A 16,331-nucleotide genomic window follows, 5' to 3' on the forward strand; every position below is an offset into this window, starting at 1 on the left:
TGCAATCGAAGCCGCAGCGGTGCAATGCGTTGATTCATTCGATGCAACACCGCAACAAAATTCGTGAGCATGCGGCCTGATTGCTTTGCAATTCGCGCAGACACTTTGATAATTCGCTGAATCGGACCGACCCCTATGTTGAACTGGGACGAACCCACAACACCTTCTTCGACGTCGACGCACAGCCCCCGCCCTTCCGGCCAGCCGGGCTTGCAAGTCTCATCCATCGGTGAGACCACCTCCGCCGTCACCCGTCACGTCGCCTCCTCCGCCACGCCGTCGAGCCAGGCGGCCGCGCCGCAGCGCCGCATCAACGTGGCCGACAAGCGCATCATCAACGGCCAGACCGACGTCAACCAGCTCGTCCCCTTCAAATACAAGTGGGCCTGGGAGAAGTACCTGGCCACCTGCGCCAACCACTGGATGCCGCAGGAAGTGAACATGAGCCGCGACATCGCGCTCTGGAAAGACCCGAACGGCCTCACCGAGGACGAGCGCCGCATCGTCAAGCGCAACCTCGGCTTCTTCGTCACCGCTGACTCGCTGGCCGCCAACAACATCGTGCTGGGCACCTACCGCCACATCACGGCGCCCGAGTGCCGCCAGTTCCTGCTGCGCCAGGCTTTCGAAGAAGCGATCCACACGCACGCCTACCAGTACATCGTGGAATCGCTGGGTCTCGACGAGTCCGAGATCTTCAACGCCTACAACGAGATCCAGTCGATCCGCGACAAGGACGAGTTCCTGATCCCCTTCATCGAGGCGATCATGGACCCGAACTTCCACACCGGCACGCCCGAGAACGACCAGACCTTGCTCAAGAGCCTGATCGTTTTCGCCTGCCTGATGGAGGGCATGTTCTTCTACGTCGGCTTCACCCAGATCCTGGCGCTGGGCCGCCAGAACAAGATGACCGGCGCCGCCGAGCAGTACCAGTACATCCTGCGCGACGAGTCGATGCACTGCAATTTCGGCATCGACCTGATCAACGCCATCAAGATGGAGAACCCGCTGCTCTGGACGGCGGAGTTCAAGGCCGAGATCAAGGAGCTGTTCCTCAAGGCCGTCGAGCTCGAGTACCGCTACGCCGAGGACACCATGCCGCGCGGCGTGCTGGGCCTCAATGCCTCCATGTTCAAGGGCTACCTGCGCTACATCGCCAACCGGCGCGCCACGCAGATCGGCCTGGAACCCCTGTTCCCGAACGAAGAGAACCCGTTCCCCTGGATGAGCGAGATGATCGACCTCAAGAAGGAACGCAACTTCTTCGAAACACGGGTGATCGAGTACCAATCGGGCGGAGCGCTTTCCTGGGACTGATGTCCCGGCCGGGCCTCCGCATTGCCAGCGAACAAGAAGACGAATCGAATCATCAGGACAGCCGCAGGGCGCGCAGACGCCCGCACTGGCCTGAGCCCGGATTCAGGGCCCTGGGGTCTGTTGTGGATGCATCCACCTGACCGCAGAACCTTGAATCGCTTCACCGGCCATCCGACCGGCTGAAGTGCTCTTTGCAACTTGATCAAGGAGAAAGCAATGGCAACTGCGAAGAAAGCCCCGGCCAAGAAGGCTGCGGCGAAAAAGGCGCCGGCGAAGAAGAAAGTCGCCGCCAAGAAAGCCCCGGCGAAGAAGGTCGTGGCCAAGAAGGCTCCGGCGAAGAAAGTCGCGGCCAAGAAGGCCCCGGCGAAGAAGAAAGTCGCCGCCAAGAAGGCCCCGGCGAAGAAAGTCGCGGCCAAGAAAGCCCCGGCGAAGAAGAAAGTCGCGGCCAAGAAGGCTCCCGCCAAGAAAGCGGCAGCCAAGAAGGCCCCGGCGAAGAAAGCCGCGGCCAAGAAAGCGCCGGCGAAGAAAGCCGCTGCGAAGAAGGCGCCCGCGAAGAAAGCGGCAGCTAAAAAGGCCCCTGCGAAAAAGGCAGCCCCTGCGAAGAAGGCAGCCCCCGCAAAAAAAGCTGAGCCGGCCAAGAAGCCGGCTGCCCCTGCTCCCGCGGCCGCTCCCGCCGCTCAGACCAAGCTCAACCCTCAAGCCGCCTGGCCGTTCCCGACGTCCAGCAAGCCCTGAGTCAGCCTTGAGTTGATCTGAAAGCCCGGTGCGAAAGCACCGGGCTTTTTTCATTCCGGACCACGTTCAGGCCCGCAGCGTGGGATCCACCGTGTAGTTCTGCGGACCGCGGACCGCAATCTTGAGCGCCCCCAGGCGGTTGCCCAATTCCGCGCAGCGCGTCAGCGGCCAACCCTTGGAGAGGCCGTGCAGCAGCGCCGCGCGAAAGGCATCGCCACAACCCGTGGGATCGACCACGGCTTCGGCCTTCACGCCAGGCACGCGCGTGGCCACGCCGTTTTCCCACACGTCGCAGCCCTGGTCGGCGAGCGTGACCACGAGGCCGCGCACGCGCTGAGAGATGTCGGCCAGTGACAGGCCGGTGCGGTCGCAGAGCATGCGGCCTTCGTAGTCGTTCACCGCCACCCAACTCGCCTGGTCGATGAAGCGCAGCAGCTCCTCGCCATTGAACATGGGCAGGCCCTGACCCGGATCGAACACGAAGGGCACGCCTGCGGCCTTGAGTTGCGCGGCGTGGGAGACCATGCCCTCGCGGCCATCGGGCGCGATGATGCCCAGGGTGAGGTCCTTTCGCGCGGGCACCGGTGTGTCGTGCGCGAAGGACATCGCGCCCGGGTGGAAGGCCGTGATCTGGTTGTTGTCGCGGTCGGTCATGATCATGGCCTGCGCGGTGTAGGCGTCGGCCACGGTGCTCACGTGGGCCGTGTCCACGCCCAGCTCGCGCATGCGGGCAAGGTAGTCGGCGCCATCGCTGCCCAGCGCCGCCAGCGGGGCCACCTCGGCGCCCAGTTGCCGCAGCCCGTAGGCGATGTTGCCTGCGCAGCCGCCGAAGTCGCGCCGCAGGCCGGGCACCAGGAAGGACACGTTGAGGATGTGCAACTGGTCGGGCAGGATCTGGTCGGCGAACCGGCCTTCGAAGGTCATGATGGTGTCGAAGGCCAGCGAGCCGCAAACGAGGATGGGCATGGTGTCGAAGGGGGGGGTTCAGGGATAGAAGACGAGGGCGCGATAACCCGCGGTGGGCACGCCCTCGCCGAGCGAGATGGAGAGGCGGAAACTGACCGACACGCGCTCATGGGGCGGCAGTGCCGCCACACCGGCGGGCCAGTCTTGCGGCAGGAAGACACGGCGGGCCACGACCACCTGTTGGGTGTCGGTCAAGGTCAGCTCGAGCGCCGGCAGGGCCACTTCCAGCGGTGACTGGTTGTGCAGCACGATGTCGAACGAATGGAAGTTGCCGAGCCGGCGCACCAGCTCGGCGCTGTCGATCACGATGGCGTCGATCTGGCGCACCGGTGCGAGGTCGCAACCCAGGTGGTCGCAGGCCTGCAAGATCCAGGGCTTGAGCGCCGGCTGCGCCGCCACCAGACGGTGGCGCTCCTGGATGGCCCATTGCGCCGCGAGAAGCAGCGCGAGCATCAGTGTCAGCAGCGCGAGCCCGACGCGCATGCCCGGTGAGTTCCAGAACGCGCGGCGGCGCGCCTGGCGCACGAAGCCGGGCTCCGCGTCGGGGGCGTCCGCGTCGCGGTCGCGAGCGGCCGGTGCGGGCGGCGCGGCTTCGGCGGTCTCGGGGGCATCCGCCAAGGCCGTGTCCGGCGGGGCCGCGGGCAATGGCGCTCGCGTGGAGTGCGCAAAGCGTTCCAGCTCGGCGTGGAAGTCGGATTCGGGTTCGTCCCGCGACGCCACGGCGAGCGTGTTCGATACGCTGGGCATCCACACATCGTCGGGCTCGGACTCCGGCTGGGGCTCGGGCACCGGCTCGGTCACCGCTTCGGCGACGGGCTTCGGCTGTGCGGGTTCGGGCGCGGGCTCGGCCACCGGGGCGACTTCCTCGACGCGCGGCTCGGTGACCGGCGACGCATCGAGCGGGCCATCGCCAAACCAGGCCCGCAGGTCGTCGTCCTCGGGCGGCTGCGCGGGTGGGGCCGGCATGTCATCGGCCGCGTCCGGCAAGGTGGGTTCAGGAACCGGCGGGGGTGGCACCGCGGGTTCCACCATGGCGGTTGGCGCGGGCACCGGTGCGCTTGCCGGCGCGGCCGGGGCTGCATCAGCGGACGCAGCCGGGGCCGCGGCCGACGGCACCCAGGCTTCCAGGTGGATGGTGGCGTCGAACACATCGGAGCAGTGTCCGCAGCGCACCCAGCCGTCCGAGATCTTGAGTTGATCGGCCACCACGCGGAACACGGTGCCGCAAGCCGGACAGCGGGTGGTGAAACTCATGGGGCCGATTATCGCGGGCCGCGACGCGCGGGGCTCAGGGCTTGCGCGCGGTCATGAGGATCCAGCCGTCCTCTTCGTCGCTGACCTCGAGCGCGAGCCAGGGCGCATAGGCCTCGCGCAGTTCATCGGCCTGGCGCGCCAGGATGCCCGCGAGCACCAGGTGGCCACCCGGGCGCACGTGCGAACACAGCAGCGGCGCGAGCACCTTCAGCGGCGTGGCCAGGATGTTGGCGAGCACCAGGTCGTGCTCGCCCTTCGCGGCATCGGGCAGGCCAGCCTGCAACGCGACGCTGTTCGCGTCGGCGTTCAGGCGCGTGGACTCCACCGCCGCCGGGTCGATGTCGACGGCAAGGATGTCGCGCGCGCCGTGCTTGGCCGCGCCGATGGCCAGGATGCCCGAGCCGCAGCCGTAGTCGAGCACGCGCGGTCCCACGGGGGCCTGCGCGGCCGTCCAGCGCAGGCACATGCGCGTGGTGGGGTGGGTGCCGGTGCCGAAGGCCAAGCCCGGGTCGAGCCGGATCACCTCGCGCGCCTGCGCGGGCGGCTCGTGCCAGGAGGGCACGATCCAGAAGGTGGGCGTGATCTCGACCGGCTCGAACTGCGACTGCGTCAGGCGCACCCAGTCCTGTTCGGGCACGGCGCGCACGCCTTGCACGCGGCAGCCATCAAAGAAGTCCTGTGCCGACAGCAGCGTGGCGGCCTCGCGCGCGGCGGCCTCGTCGGGAAACAGCGCGACCACGCGCGAGCGCTGCCAGCCTTCCTTGGGTGGCGGCATGCCGGGCTCGCCGAACAGGGCCTGCTCGGCCTCGGTCATGGCGTCGGCGTCTTCCACCGACACGCTGAGCGCATCCAGCGCGTCGAGCGCCTCGCCCACGGCCTCGATGGCCGCCTCGGGCACCACCAGGACCAGCTCGAAAGGCGTGGCCGCGCCAGCGGCGGAATCAGCGCTCACGCTGCGACAGCCACTCTTCGAGGTAGTGGATGTTCGTTCCACCGGCCACGAAATTGGCATCGACCATCAGCTCGCGGTGCAGCGGGATGTTGGTCTTGATGCCCTCGACCACCGTTTCGGCCAGCGCGGTGCGCATGCGCGCCAGCGCCTGCTCACGCGTGTCGCCGTGCACGATGATCTTGCCGATCATGGAGTCGTAGTTGGGCGGCACGAAGTAGTTGTTGTAGACGTGCGAGTCGACGCGCACCCCCGGCCCACCCGGCGGGTGCCACAGGGTGATGCGGCCCGGTGAGGGCGTGAACTTGTAGGGATCCTCGGCGTTGACGCGGCATTCGATGGCGTGGCCCTTGAGCTGCACCTGGCGCTGCGTGAACGGCAGCTTCTCGCCGGCGGCCACGGCGATCTGCGTGCGCACGATGTCGATGCCGGTGATCCACTCGGTCACCGGGTGCTCCACCTGCACGCGCGTGTTCATCTCGATGAAATAGAACTCGCCGTTCTCGAACAGGAACTCGAAGGTGCCCGCGCCGCGGTAGCCGATCTTCTTGCAGGCGGCCGCGCAGCGCTCGCCGATCTTTTCGATCAGGCGGCGTGGAATGCCGGGCGCCGGCGCTTCTTCGATGACCTTCTGGTGGCGCCGCTGCATGGAGCAGTCGCGCTCGCCCAGGTGGACGGCGTTGCCGTGCTGATCGGCCAGCACCTGGATCTCGATGTGCCGCGGGTTCTGGAGGAACTTCTCCATGTAGACCTCGGCGTTGCCAAAGGCCGCGCCGGCCTCGGCCTTGGTGGTCTGCACGGCGTGCAGCAGCGCCGCTTCGGTGTGCACCACGCGCATGCCGCGTCCGCCGCCACCGCCTGCGGCCTTGATGATGACCGGGTAGCCCACGGCCTTGGCCGTGCGCTTGATGACCACGGGGTCGTCGGGCAGCGCCCCATCGGAGCCGGGCACGCAGGGCACGCCCGCGCGGATCATGGCCTGCTTGGCCGAGACCTTGTCGCCCATGAGGCGGATGGAATCGGGCGTGGGTCCGATGAAGGTGAAGCCGCTGCGCTCCACGCGTTCGGCGAAGTCGGCGTTCTCGCTCAGGAAGCCGTAGCCGGGGTGGATGGCCTCGGCGTCCGTCACCTCGGCGGCCGAGATGATGGCGGGCATGTTCAGGTAGCTCTGACCCGACTGCGCCGGACCGATGCACACCGCCTCATCGGCGAGCTTGACGTACTTGGCGTCGCGATCGGCCTCGGAATAGACCACCACCGTCTTGATGCCCATCTCGCGGCAGGCGCGCAGGATGCGCAGGGCGATCTCGCCGCGGTTGGCGATCAGGATCTTCTTGAACATGGGTGCGCGGCCCTCACTCGATCGCGAACAGCGGCTGGCCGTATTCCACGGCCTGGCCGTTCTGGACCAGGATCTGGGTCACGGTGCCGCTCTTGTCGGCCTCGATCTCGTTGAGGATCTTCATCGCTTCGACGATGCAGATGGTGTCCCCCTCCTTCACCGTGTCCCCGACTTCGACAAAAGGCTTGGCGCCGGGGGCCGAAGCGCGGTAGAACGTGCCGACCATGGGCGACTTGACCGTGTGGCCGGCCGGCTGCGCGGGCGCGGCGGCCGCCGCAGCGGGCGACGCCACTTCCACCACCTGCGCGGCAGGCGCGGTGGGGGCCACGGGGGGCATGCTGTAGGTGATGGGGGCGGGCATCACGGCCGGCGTGGCCTTGACGATGCGGACCTTGCCCTCCGCTTCGGTGATCTCGAGCTCCGACACGTTCGATTCCGACACCAGATCGATCAGCGTCTTGAGTTTTCGCAAATCCATGATTTCTCCAACGAAGTTCGGCGAAGTTGGTACTAAATGCTCTCAATTTCGTCGAATGGAGATGCCCCAACCGCCAAAGGGTGGGGCAGTGTACACGAAGTCACACCTGATACCAGCCCGGCAGTCCAGGCCCGAAATCAATGCAGAAGAACGCGCTTGCCGTCTGTTCAATGCATCAGGCCAGTTCGGCCCATTGCGACAGGTCGGACTCGTGCACCTGGCCGATCTTGCGGTGGACCACGCGGCCATCGGCACCGAACACCACGGTGAACGGCAGGGCGCCCGTGGCGTTGCCCAGCGTTCGGCTGAGCTCGGTGCCGGCGAAGCCGGTCATGCCGACGGGAAAGGACAGCGGCAGGCGCTGGAGGAACTGGCGCACCGGCTCCACGCGATCGACCGCCAGCCCCAGCAACTGCCAGCCCTTGGGCGATTGCTTCTGGTGAAAGGCGTTGAGCAGCGGCAATTCCTCCACGCAGGGCGGGCACCAGGTGGCCCAGAAGTTCACGAGCAAGGGGCGGCCGCGCAGAGCGGCCACCGCCAGCGGGGCGCCGCCTTCGGGCGTTTCGAACGAGGTCTGCCAGAACGCGGTCTCGGCGCCATCCATCAAGGGCGCCGGGCTCAGGCGCCGCTCGGCCCACCACACCCCGGCACCGGCCGCGGCGAGCGCGACGCCACCCGCCAGCCAATGGCGACGCTGCAATTTCATCGGAACACCTCCGCGCGCTGCGTTGCGGTGCAAGCGCCTTCGGGCGGCCGTGCGGCGCCCATCACGCCCCCTCCCCGGCCTCGGCCGCCAGGCGCTCGCGCAGCGCGGCGGCGTCGCCGCGCGGCTTGCGCCCCTGGCTGTCGGGCTTGAGCGCGCCGCGCAGGCCGTCGAGGTCGTGCACCAGCAGGTGCATGAGAACCCACTGGCCGAGCGCTTCGCTGCGCGTGCGCACCGTGAGCGCCTCGACCGGTTCGCCGCGCCAGCCCGTGCCCGTTCCGGGGTGGTAGTCCACGCGGTGGTCGATCAGGGCCCATTCGGCCTGCTTGGGGTCGTCGCAGAAGAGGTGCATGTGAAGGTCGCTGTGGCGCGTGGCCGTGCCATGCCAGGCGGCGCCACCCAGGTGCGGGCGGAAGACCTGGAGTCGATCCATCCAGACCAGCGCCAGTTCCCGCAGCGCGCGCAGCTCGGCGGGCTGGGTGTCGGCGCAGAACACGGCGATGTGCTCGCGCACGGCGGCTTCCAGCGTGTCGTTGTCGGGCAGCGGGGTGCGGGCAGGCAGGCCCAGCTGGCGGATGGCGGCGCGCTTGGCCGCGGCGTAGTCCTGGCCTTCGTCGACCACCAGGCGCGCGGCCACGGCGGCGATCTCGGCGGCGGTGTCGTCTCGCGAGAGCATCCCGGGATTGTGCCCCGTGGGCGATGCCTGCCGGGCGGGCACTGCCCACGTCCCTAGAATCCGCGCATGCATATTCATATCCTGGGCATCTGCGGCACCTTCATGGGCGGTGTCGCGGCCCTGGCCCGCGAGGCGGGTCACCGCGTGACGGGCTGCGACGCCGGCGTCTACCCGCCCATGAGCGACCAGCTCCGCGCCCTTGGCATCGACCTCATCGAGGGTTTCGATGCGGACCAGATGGCGCTCAAGCCCGACGTCTGGGTCATCGGCAACGTGGTCAGCCGCGCGCGACTGCCCGACGGCACGCCCAAGTTCCCGCTGATGGAAGCCATCCTGGAGGCCGGCGCACCCTACACCAGCGGCCCGCAGTGGCTGGCCGAGCACGTGCTGCAGGGCCGTCATGTGCTGGCCGTGGCCGGCACGCACGGCAAGACGACCACCACCTCGATGCTGACGTGGATCCTGGAAGCTTGTGGCCAGAAGCCCGGCTTTCTCGTGGGCGGCGTGCCCATGAACTTCGGGCTTTCAGCCCGGCTGGGCCAGGGCAAGGCCTTCGTTATCGAAGCAGACGAGTACGACACCGCCTTCTTCGACAAGCGCCCCAAGTTCGTGCACTACCGCCCGCGCACGGCCGTGCTGAACAACCTCGAGTTCGACCACGCCGACATCTTCGACGACCTCAAGGCCATCGAGCGGCAGTTCCACCACCTGGTGCGCACCGTGCCCGGCAGCGGCCGCGTGGTGGTCAACGGGCTGGAGGACAGCCTGGAGCGTGTGCTGCACCAAGGCTGCTGGAGCGAGGTTCGCAGCTTCGGCGCGGCCGTGAGCGACTTCACTGCCCAGGGCGAACCGCACGATTTCGACGTGCTGGTGCGTGGTCAGGCCATGGGCCATGTGCGCTGGGCGCTCAGCGGCGTGCACAACCAGCTCAATGCGCTGGCGGCCATCGCGGCGGCCGACCACCTGGGCGTGCCGCCCGCCGAGGCCGCGCAGGCCCTGGCGCGTTTCGAGAACGTGCGCCGCCGCATGGAGCTGCGCGGCGTCGTGCCGCGCGCGGGCGGCGACATCACCGTCTACGACGACTTCGCCCACCACCCCACGGCCATCCGCACCACGCTCGATGGCCTGGCGCGCCGGCTCGGCCAGCCGCGCGGGCGCATCCTCGCGGTGTTCGAGCCGCGCAGCAACACCATGAAACTGGGCACGATGAAAGCACAACTGCCCTGGAGCCTGGAGAACGCCGACCTGGCCTTCTGCCACTCGGGCGGGCTCGACTGGGACGCCGCGGAGGCGCTGGCGCCCATGGGCGCGCGCGCGGTGGTGGGCGCGAACATCGAGACGGTGGTGAACCAGGTGACGCAGGCCGCGCGGGCCGGCGACCACATCGTGTGCATGAGCAACGGCGGCTTCGGCGGCATCCACGAGCGCCTGCTCAAGGCGCTGGCCGGCTGATTCAATACTTCAATAACTCAGCGACTGGGCCGGCACGTCCACGGTGACGATGGGCTTGGCCAGCGCCGCGCTGGCCGCGCGCGCGAAGGCCAGGGCCCAGTCGCGGTGCGCCGCGTCCTGGAAGCGCGGCTGGCCCGCGGCCTGCGCGATGCACAGGATCTTGTCGGCCGTGAGTACCTTGCCCGTGAGGCGGATCGGCTCGCAGCCCATCTGCGTGAACTGCTCGTCGAGCCAGTGCCGCGCCTGATCGTGCGGCATGGGCTGCACCTCTTCCAGGTCGATGCGGTAGGTGGCGGGCTCGCCCCAGGTGACGATGACTTGGCTGCGCATGGGTGTGTCTCCGCGAGGCTGGTTGTCGGGCCATTGTGCCGCGCCCACCGGGCGCGGCACCGCGGAAAACCCTCCTCGCTCAGCGGCGGCGCGCGGCCTCAACCGACTGCGACAGGATCTCCAGCGCCTGCACCGAATCGCTCCAGCCCAGGCAGGCGTCGGTGATGCTCTGGCCGTACCGCAGCGCGGCGGGGTCGTCCTTGCCCGGGGTGAACTTCTGCGCGCCGGCCTCGATGTGGCTCTCGATCATCACACCGAAGATCGACTTCGAACCACCCGCGATCTGCGCGCCCACGTCGCGCGCCACATCGATCTGCTTCTCATGCTGCTTGCTGCTGTTGGCGTGGCTGAAGTCGATCATGAGGCGCGGCACCTGCTTGGCCGCTTCCAGGTCCTTCACGGCGGCGGCCACGCTGTCGGCGTCGTAGTTGGGCGCCTTGCCGCCGCGCAGGATCACGTGGCAGTCCTTGTTGCCCTTGGTCTGCACGATGGCGACCTGGCCGTTCTTGTGCACCGACAGGAAGTGGTGCCCACGGCCCGCCGCCTGGATGGCGTCGGTGGCGATCTTGATGTTGCCGTCGGTGCCGTTCTTGAAGCCGACGGGCATCGACAGGCCGGAGGCCAGCTCGCGGTGGACCTGGCTCTCGGTGGTGCGCGCGCCGATGGCGCCCCAGCTGATGAGGTCAGCGATGTACTGCGGGGAGATCACGTCGAGGAACTCGCTGCCCGCCGGCAGGCCCTGGCGGTTGATCTCGATGAGCAACTGGCGCGCGATGCGCAGGCCCTCGTCGATGCGGAAGCTCTCGTCGAGGTAGGGGTCGTTGATGAGGCCCTTCCAGCCCACCGTGGTGCGCGGCTTCTCGAAGTAGACGCGCATCACGATCTCCAGCGTGTCGGCGTACTGTTCGCGCAGCGGCTTCAGGCGCCGGGCGTAGTCCAGGGCGGCGCCGGGATCGTGGATGGAGCAGGGGCCGATCACCACGAGCAGCCGATCGTCCTTGCCGTGCAGGATGCGGTGGATGCGCTGGCGCGTCTGGCTGATCAAGGCCTCCGTCGCCGTGCCGGCGATGGGGAAGAAGCGGATGAGGTGTTCGGGCGGCGGAAGCACGGTGATGTCCTGAATGCGTTGGTCGTCGGTCTCGCTGGTCTTGTCGAGAGGACGCGCATACCAGGCGTCGCTGGCGGCATTGGTGGCTTTGGCGTTCATCAGGTGCTCCTGGTGGGGGGGTCTAGGGGAAAACGGTGAGGGCGAAAAAAAACCGCCGGGCTTGAGGCTCCGGCGGTTTGTGTTCGAGATGCTTGGCGCGCTTACGTCTTCGCCTCTCGTCCGCCGGGGACAGAGAACCAAAAGTAAAAGGCGAAGTAAACGGCGCGCGAGGGCATGGGGCGCAATGTAGCACAGGGCCTGTGACGAACCGGCGTCAGGCCACCCAGCCGGTGGTTTTGAGCAACACCCCCAGCGCGCCGCAGGCCGCGATCACCGGGATGACACCCAGCTTGAACCGCACCAGTGCCAGCGCCGCCAGCGCCGCAATGGCCAGCGCCGCGACATCCACCGGCCCGCCCGGCACGGGCCGCGCGATGTGGGCCAGGAAGAACACACCCAGGCTCGCGATCACGCCCACCACCGCCGCCGAGATGCCGGTGAGCGGCGCGGTGAAATGCATCTGGCCGTGCGTGCTCTCCACCAGCGGGCCACCCGCCAGGATGAACACGAACGAGGGCAGGAAGGTGAACCAGGTGACCACCGTGGCCGCCAGCGCCGCGCCCCAGAAACGGGCGTCCAGGCCCAGCACCTCGGTGTGCCAGCCACCGAGGAAGCCGACGAAGGCGACGACCATGATCAGTGGCCCCGGCGTGGTCTCACCCAGCGCCAGCCCGTCGATCATCTGCGGCCCGCTGAGCCAGCCGTGCTGCAGCACCGCGCCCTGGTACACGTACGGCAACACCGCGTAGGCGCCGCCAAAGGTGAGCAGCGCCGCCTTGGAGAAGAACAGGCCCATGGTGGACAGCACCCCCTGCGCGCCCTGCCAGGCGAGCAGCGCGGCCATGGGCGCCGCCCACAGCATGCCGCCCACCAGCAGCACACGCGCCAGCCGGCCGCGCGAGAAGCGCGCGTGCGCCGGCGGAGGGGTGTGGTCGTCAATGAGCGCCGGCGCGTGAGTCGCCGCGGCGGCGGCGTGGCCGCTGGCGGGCAGGAACTGCGCGGGCGCGAGCCGCCCCCCCAGCCAGCCCAGCGCCAGCGCCGACAGCACCACCAGCGGGAACGGCAGCTGGAGCACCGCGATCGCGATGAAGCTGCCGATGGCCAGGGCCCACAGCCAGGGCGCGCGGCGCGGCGAGCGCAGCACCTTGCCGCCGATGCGCCACACCGCCTGCACCACGATGGCCGCCACGGCGGGCTTGATGCCATAGAGCACACCCGCCACCCAGCCCACGTGGCCATAGACGAGGTAGGCCCAGCTCAAGCCGATGAGCAGCAGCAGCGAGGGCAGCACGAACAGCACACCGGCCGCGATGCCACCCCAGGTGCGGTGCAGCAGCCAGCCGATGTAGGTGGCGAGCTGCTGGGCCTCCGGGCCGGGCAGCAGCATGCAGTAGTTGAGCGCGTGCAGGAAACGCCGCTCGCTGATCCAGCGGCGCTGCTCCACGAGTTCGCGGTGCATCACCGCGATCTGCCCCGCCGGGCCGCCGAAGCTGATGAAGCCGAGCTTGAGCCAGAAGCGCAGGGCTTCGCCGAAGGACACGGTACGGGCATCGCTCACGCGGGCCTCCAGGTATGGGTTTCGTTGTCGCGGCGCTGCTCGGCCGCGCACCAGGCGTACAGGGCGTCGTAGACCGGCACACCGGCAGCCAGCAGGGCGTGGTCGTCGCCCTCGTGCAGGCGTGCCAGGCCGAGCGAGACGGCCAGCAGGCCGGCGCTGACGGGATCGAGGTCGAGCCGGTCGGTGTCGGCACCGCGCACGATGGTGGCGAGCCGGTCGAGCGCGGGCAGTTGCAGGCCGAAGGCATCGATCAAGGCGTCGAAACTGCAGCGCTCGCCCACGTGGGTGATGGGCGCGCCGGGAATATCGAACGCCACCGCACCCAGGGCCTGCGCGCGCGCCAGCACCTCGGCCGTGGGTGCGAAGTGGAACTCGGCCAGCGGGTCGATGAAGCGGCGCACCAGCCAGGGACAGGCGATGCGGTCGATGCGGGGGCGTTCGCGCGTGATCCAGCGACTCGGTGCTTCACCGCTCACGCCGAGATCGCGCCGCTGGCGCAACACGGGCAAGGGTTCGGCGCGCACGCGGCCAATGAAGGCGCTGCCATCGACCCCGGGCTCGCCACCGTCGATGCCGCCTTCCAGCGCCCAGGCCCGGCGGCCGGCCGCGCGCAGCTCGCGCGCCGCGCGCTGGCTCACCTCGTGGCCATGCACGCAGTACACGATCACTTCGCGGTCGGCATCGTCTGGCGGGAGGGTGCGCAGCGCACCCGCCACCCGATGGGTACTGGCGTCGAAGCGTTCGGGGCGGCGCACATCCAGGATCCAGGGCGCGCCAGCGTGGCCCAGGCGCGCGGCCAGGGCTGTGCGTGAAATGAAAAGATCGTCGTCCATGACAGGCTCCGTGAAGGGCTGTTCAGCGCTTGGACGACGTGTCTTGGCCCGGTGCGGGCCGCGGGAGGCTGTGGTCCCGAGGGGCGCAGTGTAGCGCCGCTTGACCGGCGGCGCTACCGGGATCAGGCCGTGCCGCCGACCGTCAGCGCCTCGATGCGCAGCGTGGGCTGGCCCACCCCCACGGGCACGCTCTGGCCTTCCTTGCCGCAGGTGCCCACGCCGGTGTCCAGCCGCATGTCGTTGCCGATCATGCTCACGCGCGTCAGCGCGTCGGGGCCGTTGCCGACCAGGGTGGCCCCCTTCACCGGGTACTGGATCTTGCCGTTCTCGACCCAGAAGGCCTGGCTGGCAGAGAACACGAACTTGCCGCTGGTGATGTCGACCTGGCCGCCACCGAAGTTGGTGGCGTACAGACCTTTCTTGATGCTGGCGACGATCTCGTCGGGGTGCTTGTCGCCGCCCAGCATGTAGGTGTTGGTCATGCGCGGCATGGGCATGTGGGCGTAGCTCTCGCGCCGGCCGTTGCCGGTGGGCTTCACGCCCATCAGGCGCGCGTTCATCGCGTCCTGCATGTAGCCGCGCAGGATGCCGTCCTCGATGAGCACGTTGCGCTGCGAGGCGTGGCCTTCGTCGTCGATGTTGAGCGACCCGCGGCGGTCGGCGATGGTGCCGTCGTCGAGCACGGTGACGCCCTTGGCCGCCACGCGCTGGCCGATGCGGCCGGCGAAAGCGCTGCTGCCCTTGCGGTTGAAGTCGCCCTCCAGCCCGTGGCCCACCGCCTCGTGCAGCAGGATGCCGGGCCAGCCGGGGCCCAGCACCACCACCATCTCGCCGGCCGGCGCGGGGCGCGACTCGAGGTTGGTCAGGGCCTGCTCGACCGCCTCATCCACGTAGCTTTGCACCATGGCGTCGTCGAAGTACGCCAGGCCGAAGCGGCCACCGCCGCCGGAGTTGCCCATCTCGCGCCGGCCGTTCTGCTCGGCGATGACGGTAACGGACAGGCGGATGAGCGGGCGCACGTCGGCCGCCAGGGTGCCGTCGGCGCGCGCCACCAGCACCACGTCGTGCTCGGCGGCCAGGCCGGCCATCACCTGCGCCACGCGCGGGTCCCTGGCCTTGGCCAGGCGCTCCACTTTCTCCAGCAGCGCCACCTTGGCGGTGCTGTCCATCGAGGCGATGGGGTCCACGTCGGCGTAGAGCGAGCGCGACTTGGCGACCTTGGAGGCCTGGACCTTGACCTTCTTTGCCTGACCCTGCCCCGAGATGCTGCGCACGGTGCGCGCGGCGTCGAGCAGGGAATCCCAGGACAGGTCGTCGGAGTAGGCGAAGGCGGTCTTCTCACCGCTGACGGCGCGCACGCCCACGCCCTGTTCGATGTGGAAACTGCCGGTCTTGACGATGCCCTCTTCCAGGCTCCAGCCCTCGTTGCGGGTGGCCTGGAAGTACAGGTCGGCGTCGTCCACGCCGTGGGAGCGGATTTCCGCCAGCGCCTGGTGCAGGTGGGCGGTGGTGAGTCCGAAGGGTTCGAGCAGGAGCTGCTCGGCGGTGGCCAGGCGGGCCAGGGTGGGTTCGCGGGCGATCATGCGGCCATTGTAGGAACGGCCCGCCCGCCTGTGGGGCTCAGGGCTTTGGCAAACCGTCGGGGTGCGCGCGCATCCAGTCGATCAGCGCGCCGTCGTCGAGCCCGGCCATGCCCTCTTGCAGCGCGGCGGCAAACACCGCGGCCGCCTGCGGGCCCAACACGCCCCCGTGCCCCGCGGCCCGACCGGCGGCGACCGCCAGGCGCGTGTCCTTGGCCAGCAGCGTCATGTGGGCGCGCGGCGCGGTGTCGCCGGCCAACTGGCGGCGCAGGCGGTCGGAGCCGATCCAGCTCTGCCCGCTGGAGCGCTCGATCACGTCCAGCGTGCGCGCCAGATCCAGCCCCAGGCGCTGGGCCAGGGCCAGGGCCTCGGCGGCGCCCGCGAGGTTGATGCCCGCCAGCAGGTTGTTCACGAGCTTGGTGCGGGCGCCATCGCCCACGCGCTCGCCGACGCGGAACTGGCTGTTCGACAGGTCCGCCAGCAAACCCGCGTGGCGTTGCAGCGCGGCCTCGGGACCCGCGAGCATCAGGCTCATGGTGCCGGCCCGGGCGCGCGCCGGGCCGCCGGACATGGGCGCGTCGATCGTGTCCACGCCCAGCGGCGCAAGCCGCGCAGCGATGGCTTCGGTGTCTTCGGGCGCGATCGTCGGGCACAGCAGCAGGGTCTGGCCTGACCGCAGCGCGGCGGCCGCGCCCCGTTCGCCCCACAGCACCTCGCGGCACTGCGCGGCGTCCACCACCACCAGCACGAGGAGACCGCCCTCCTCCAGGTGCTCCGCCGCTTCGCGTGCGCTGGCACAGACCGTGGCACCGGCCGATCGGGCGCGCTCGGCACAGGCGGGGTCGACATCGTGCACCGCCACCGGCCAGCCGCGCTCGCGCAGGCGCTCCACCATGGCGCCGCCCATCAGGCCGGCGCCGATGAAGGCAACAGGAACGCGGTTCATGC

The 16,331-nt window shown here is 69.2% G+C and carries 16 protein-coding genes; 3 read left to right on the forward strand and 13 right to left on the reverse strand.

The genetic code is table 11. From position 1 onward, the window contains the following. Window positions 1-135: 135 nt before the first annotated feature. On the forward strand, window positions 136-1,320 hold the full coding sequence (locus GTO19_RS14850) for a ribonucleotide-diphosphate reductase subunit beta (protein ID WP_291021955.1): 1,185 nt from the start codon (window positions 136-138) through the stop codon (window positions 1,318-1,320). Between the two features lie 216 nt (window positions 1,321-1,536). Beyond that, window positions 1,537-2,055 (forward strand): histone H1-like DNA-binding protein, encoded by a 519-nt coding sequence (locus GTO19_RS14855; protein ID WP_291021957.1) that lies wholly within the window; start codon window positions 1,537-1,539, stop codon window positions 2,053-2,055. Between the two features lie 66 nt (window positions 2,056-2,121). Here GTO19_RS14855 and GTO19_RS14860 read toward each other — a convergent pair whose 3' ends face one another. From GTO19_RS14860 to GTO19_RS14890, 7 genes are all read right to left on the reverse strand, one after another. Next, window positions 2,122-3,021 carry a carbohydrate kinase family protein gene (locus tag GTO19_RS14860; RefSeq protein WP_291021958.1) on the reverse strand — a complete coding sequence of 300 codons (900 nt, stop codon included), beginning with the start codon at window positions 3,019-3,021 and terminating at the stop codon, window positions 2,122-2,124. An 18-nt stretch (window positions 3,022-3,039) separates the two neighbouring features. Beyond that, window positions 3,040-4,275: a DUF3426 domain-containing protein gene (locus GTO19_RS14865; RefSeq protein ID WP_291021959.1), complete on the reverse strand. Its 1,236-nt coding sequence runs from the start codon at window positions 4,273-4,275 to the stop codon at window positions 3,040-3,042. Window positions 4,276-4,309: 34 nt separating this feature from the next. After that, window positions 4,310-5,227 carry a 50S ribosomal protein L11 methyltransferase gene (gene prmA / locus GTO19_RS14870; RefSeq protein ID WP_291021960.1) on the reverse strand — a complete coding sequence of 306 codons (918 nt, stop codon included), beginning with the start codon at window positions 5,225-5,227 and terminating at the stop codon, window positions 4,310-4,312. After that, window positions 5,217-6,566, reverse strand: coding sequence for an acetyl-CoA carboxylase biotin carboxylase subunit (gene accC / locus GTO19_RS14875; RefSeq protein WP_291021962.1), 1,350 nt, complete (start codon window positions 6,564-6,566; stop codon window positions 5,217-5,219). Before accC ends, prmA begins: the two co-directional genes overlap by 11 nt. Before the next feature lie 13 nt (window positions 6,567-6,579). Then, window positions 6,580-7,044: an acetyl-CoA carboxylase biotin carboxyl carrier protein gene (gene accB, locus GTO19_RS14880; RefSeq protein WP_291021964.1), complete on the reverse strand. Its 465-nt coding sequence runs from the start codon at window positions 7,042-7,044 to the stop codon at window positions 6,580-6,582. A 175-nt stretch (window positions 7,045-7,219) separates the two neighbouring features. Next, the gene (locus GTO19_RS14885; RefSeq protein WP_291021966.1) at window positions 7,220-7,750 is read right to left on the reverse strand and encodes a TlpA disulfide reductase family protein; all 531 of its coding nucleotides are present in this window, start codon (window positions 7,748-7,750) and stop codon (window positions 7,220-7,222) included. A gap of 61 nt (window positions 7,751-7,811) precedes the next feature. Continuing rightward, window positions 7,812-8,423 carry a hypothetical protein gene (locus GTO19_RS14890; protein WP_291021968.1) on the reverse strand — a complete coding sequence of 204 codons (612 nt, stop codon included), beginning with the start codon at window positions 8,421-8,423 and terminating at the stop codon, window positions 7,812-7,814. A gap of 66 nt (window positions 8,424-8,489) precedes the next feature. Between GTO19_RS14890 and mpl the strand changes: the two genes are divergently transcribed. After that, window positions 8,490-9,875 carry a UDP-N-acetylmuramate:L-alanyl-gamma-D-glutamyl-meso-diaminopimelate ligase gene (gene mpl, locus GTO19_RS14895; protein ID WP_291021970.1) on the forward strand — a complete coding sequence of 462 codons (1,386 nt, stop codon included), beginning with the start codon at window positions 8,490-8,492 and terminating at the stop codon, window positions 9,873-9,875. Between the two features lie 9 nt (window positions 9,876-9,884). On the opposite strand, the gene GTO19_RS14900 is transcribed toward mpl, so the two are convergent. The 6 genes from GTO19_RS14900 to GTO19_RS14925 form a co-directional block, all read right to left on the reverse strand. After that, window positions 9,885-10,205, reverse strand: a complete 321-nt coding sequence (locus tag GTO19_RS14900; protein ID WP_291021972.1) for a hypothetical protein — start codon at window positions 10,203-10,205, stop codon at window positions 9,885-9,887. A 79-nt stretch (window positions 10,206-10,284) separates the two neighbouring features. Next, a complete protein-coding gene (locus tag GTO19_RS14905) occupies window positions 10,285-11,412 on the reverse strand; it encodes a 3-deoxy-7-phosphoheptulonate synthase (RefSeq protein WP_291021974.1) in 1,128 nt (375 codons plus the stop codon). A 214-nt stretch (window positions 11,413-11,626) separates the two neighbouring features. After that, window positions 11,627-12,970, reverse strand: coding sequence for a chromate efflux transporter (chrA, locus tag GTO19_RS14910; protein ID WP_291021976.1), 1,344 nt, complete (start codon window positions 12,968-12,970; stop codon window positions 11,627-11,629). Continuing rightward, the gene (locus GTO19_RS14915) at window positions 12,967-13,803 is read right to left on the reverse strand and encodes a chromate resistance protein ChrB domain-containing protein (protein ID WP_291021978.1); all 837 of its coding nucleotides are present in this window, start codon (window positions 13,801-13,803) and stop codon (window positions 12,967-12,969) included. Before GTO19_RS14915 ends, chrA begins: the two co-directional genes overlap by 4 nt. 122 nt (window positions 13,804-13,925) lie before the next feature. Next, a complete protein-coding gene (tldD, locus tag GTO19_RS14920) occupies window positions 13,926-15,386 on the reverse strand; it encodes a metalloprotease TldD (protein WP_291021980.1) in 1,461 nt (486 codons plus the stop codon). A gap of 37 nt (window positions 15,387-15,423) precedes the next feature. Then, window positions 15,424-16,329, reverse strand: a complete 906-nt coding sequence (locus GTO19_RS14925) for an NAD(P)-dependent oxidoreductase (RefSeq protein WP_291021982.1) — start codon at window positions 16,327-16,329, stop codon at window positions 15,424-15,426. Window positions 16,330-16,331 lie beyond the last annotated feature (2 nt).

Source organism: Hydrogenophaga sp. (assembly GCF_011772445.1).
Taxonomy (GTDB): domain Bacteria; phylum Pseudomonadota; class Gammaproteobacteria; order Burkholderiales; family Burkholderiaceae_C; genus Hydrogenophaga.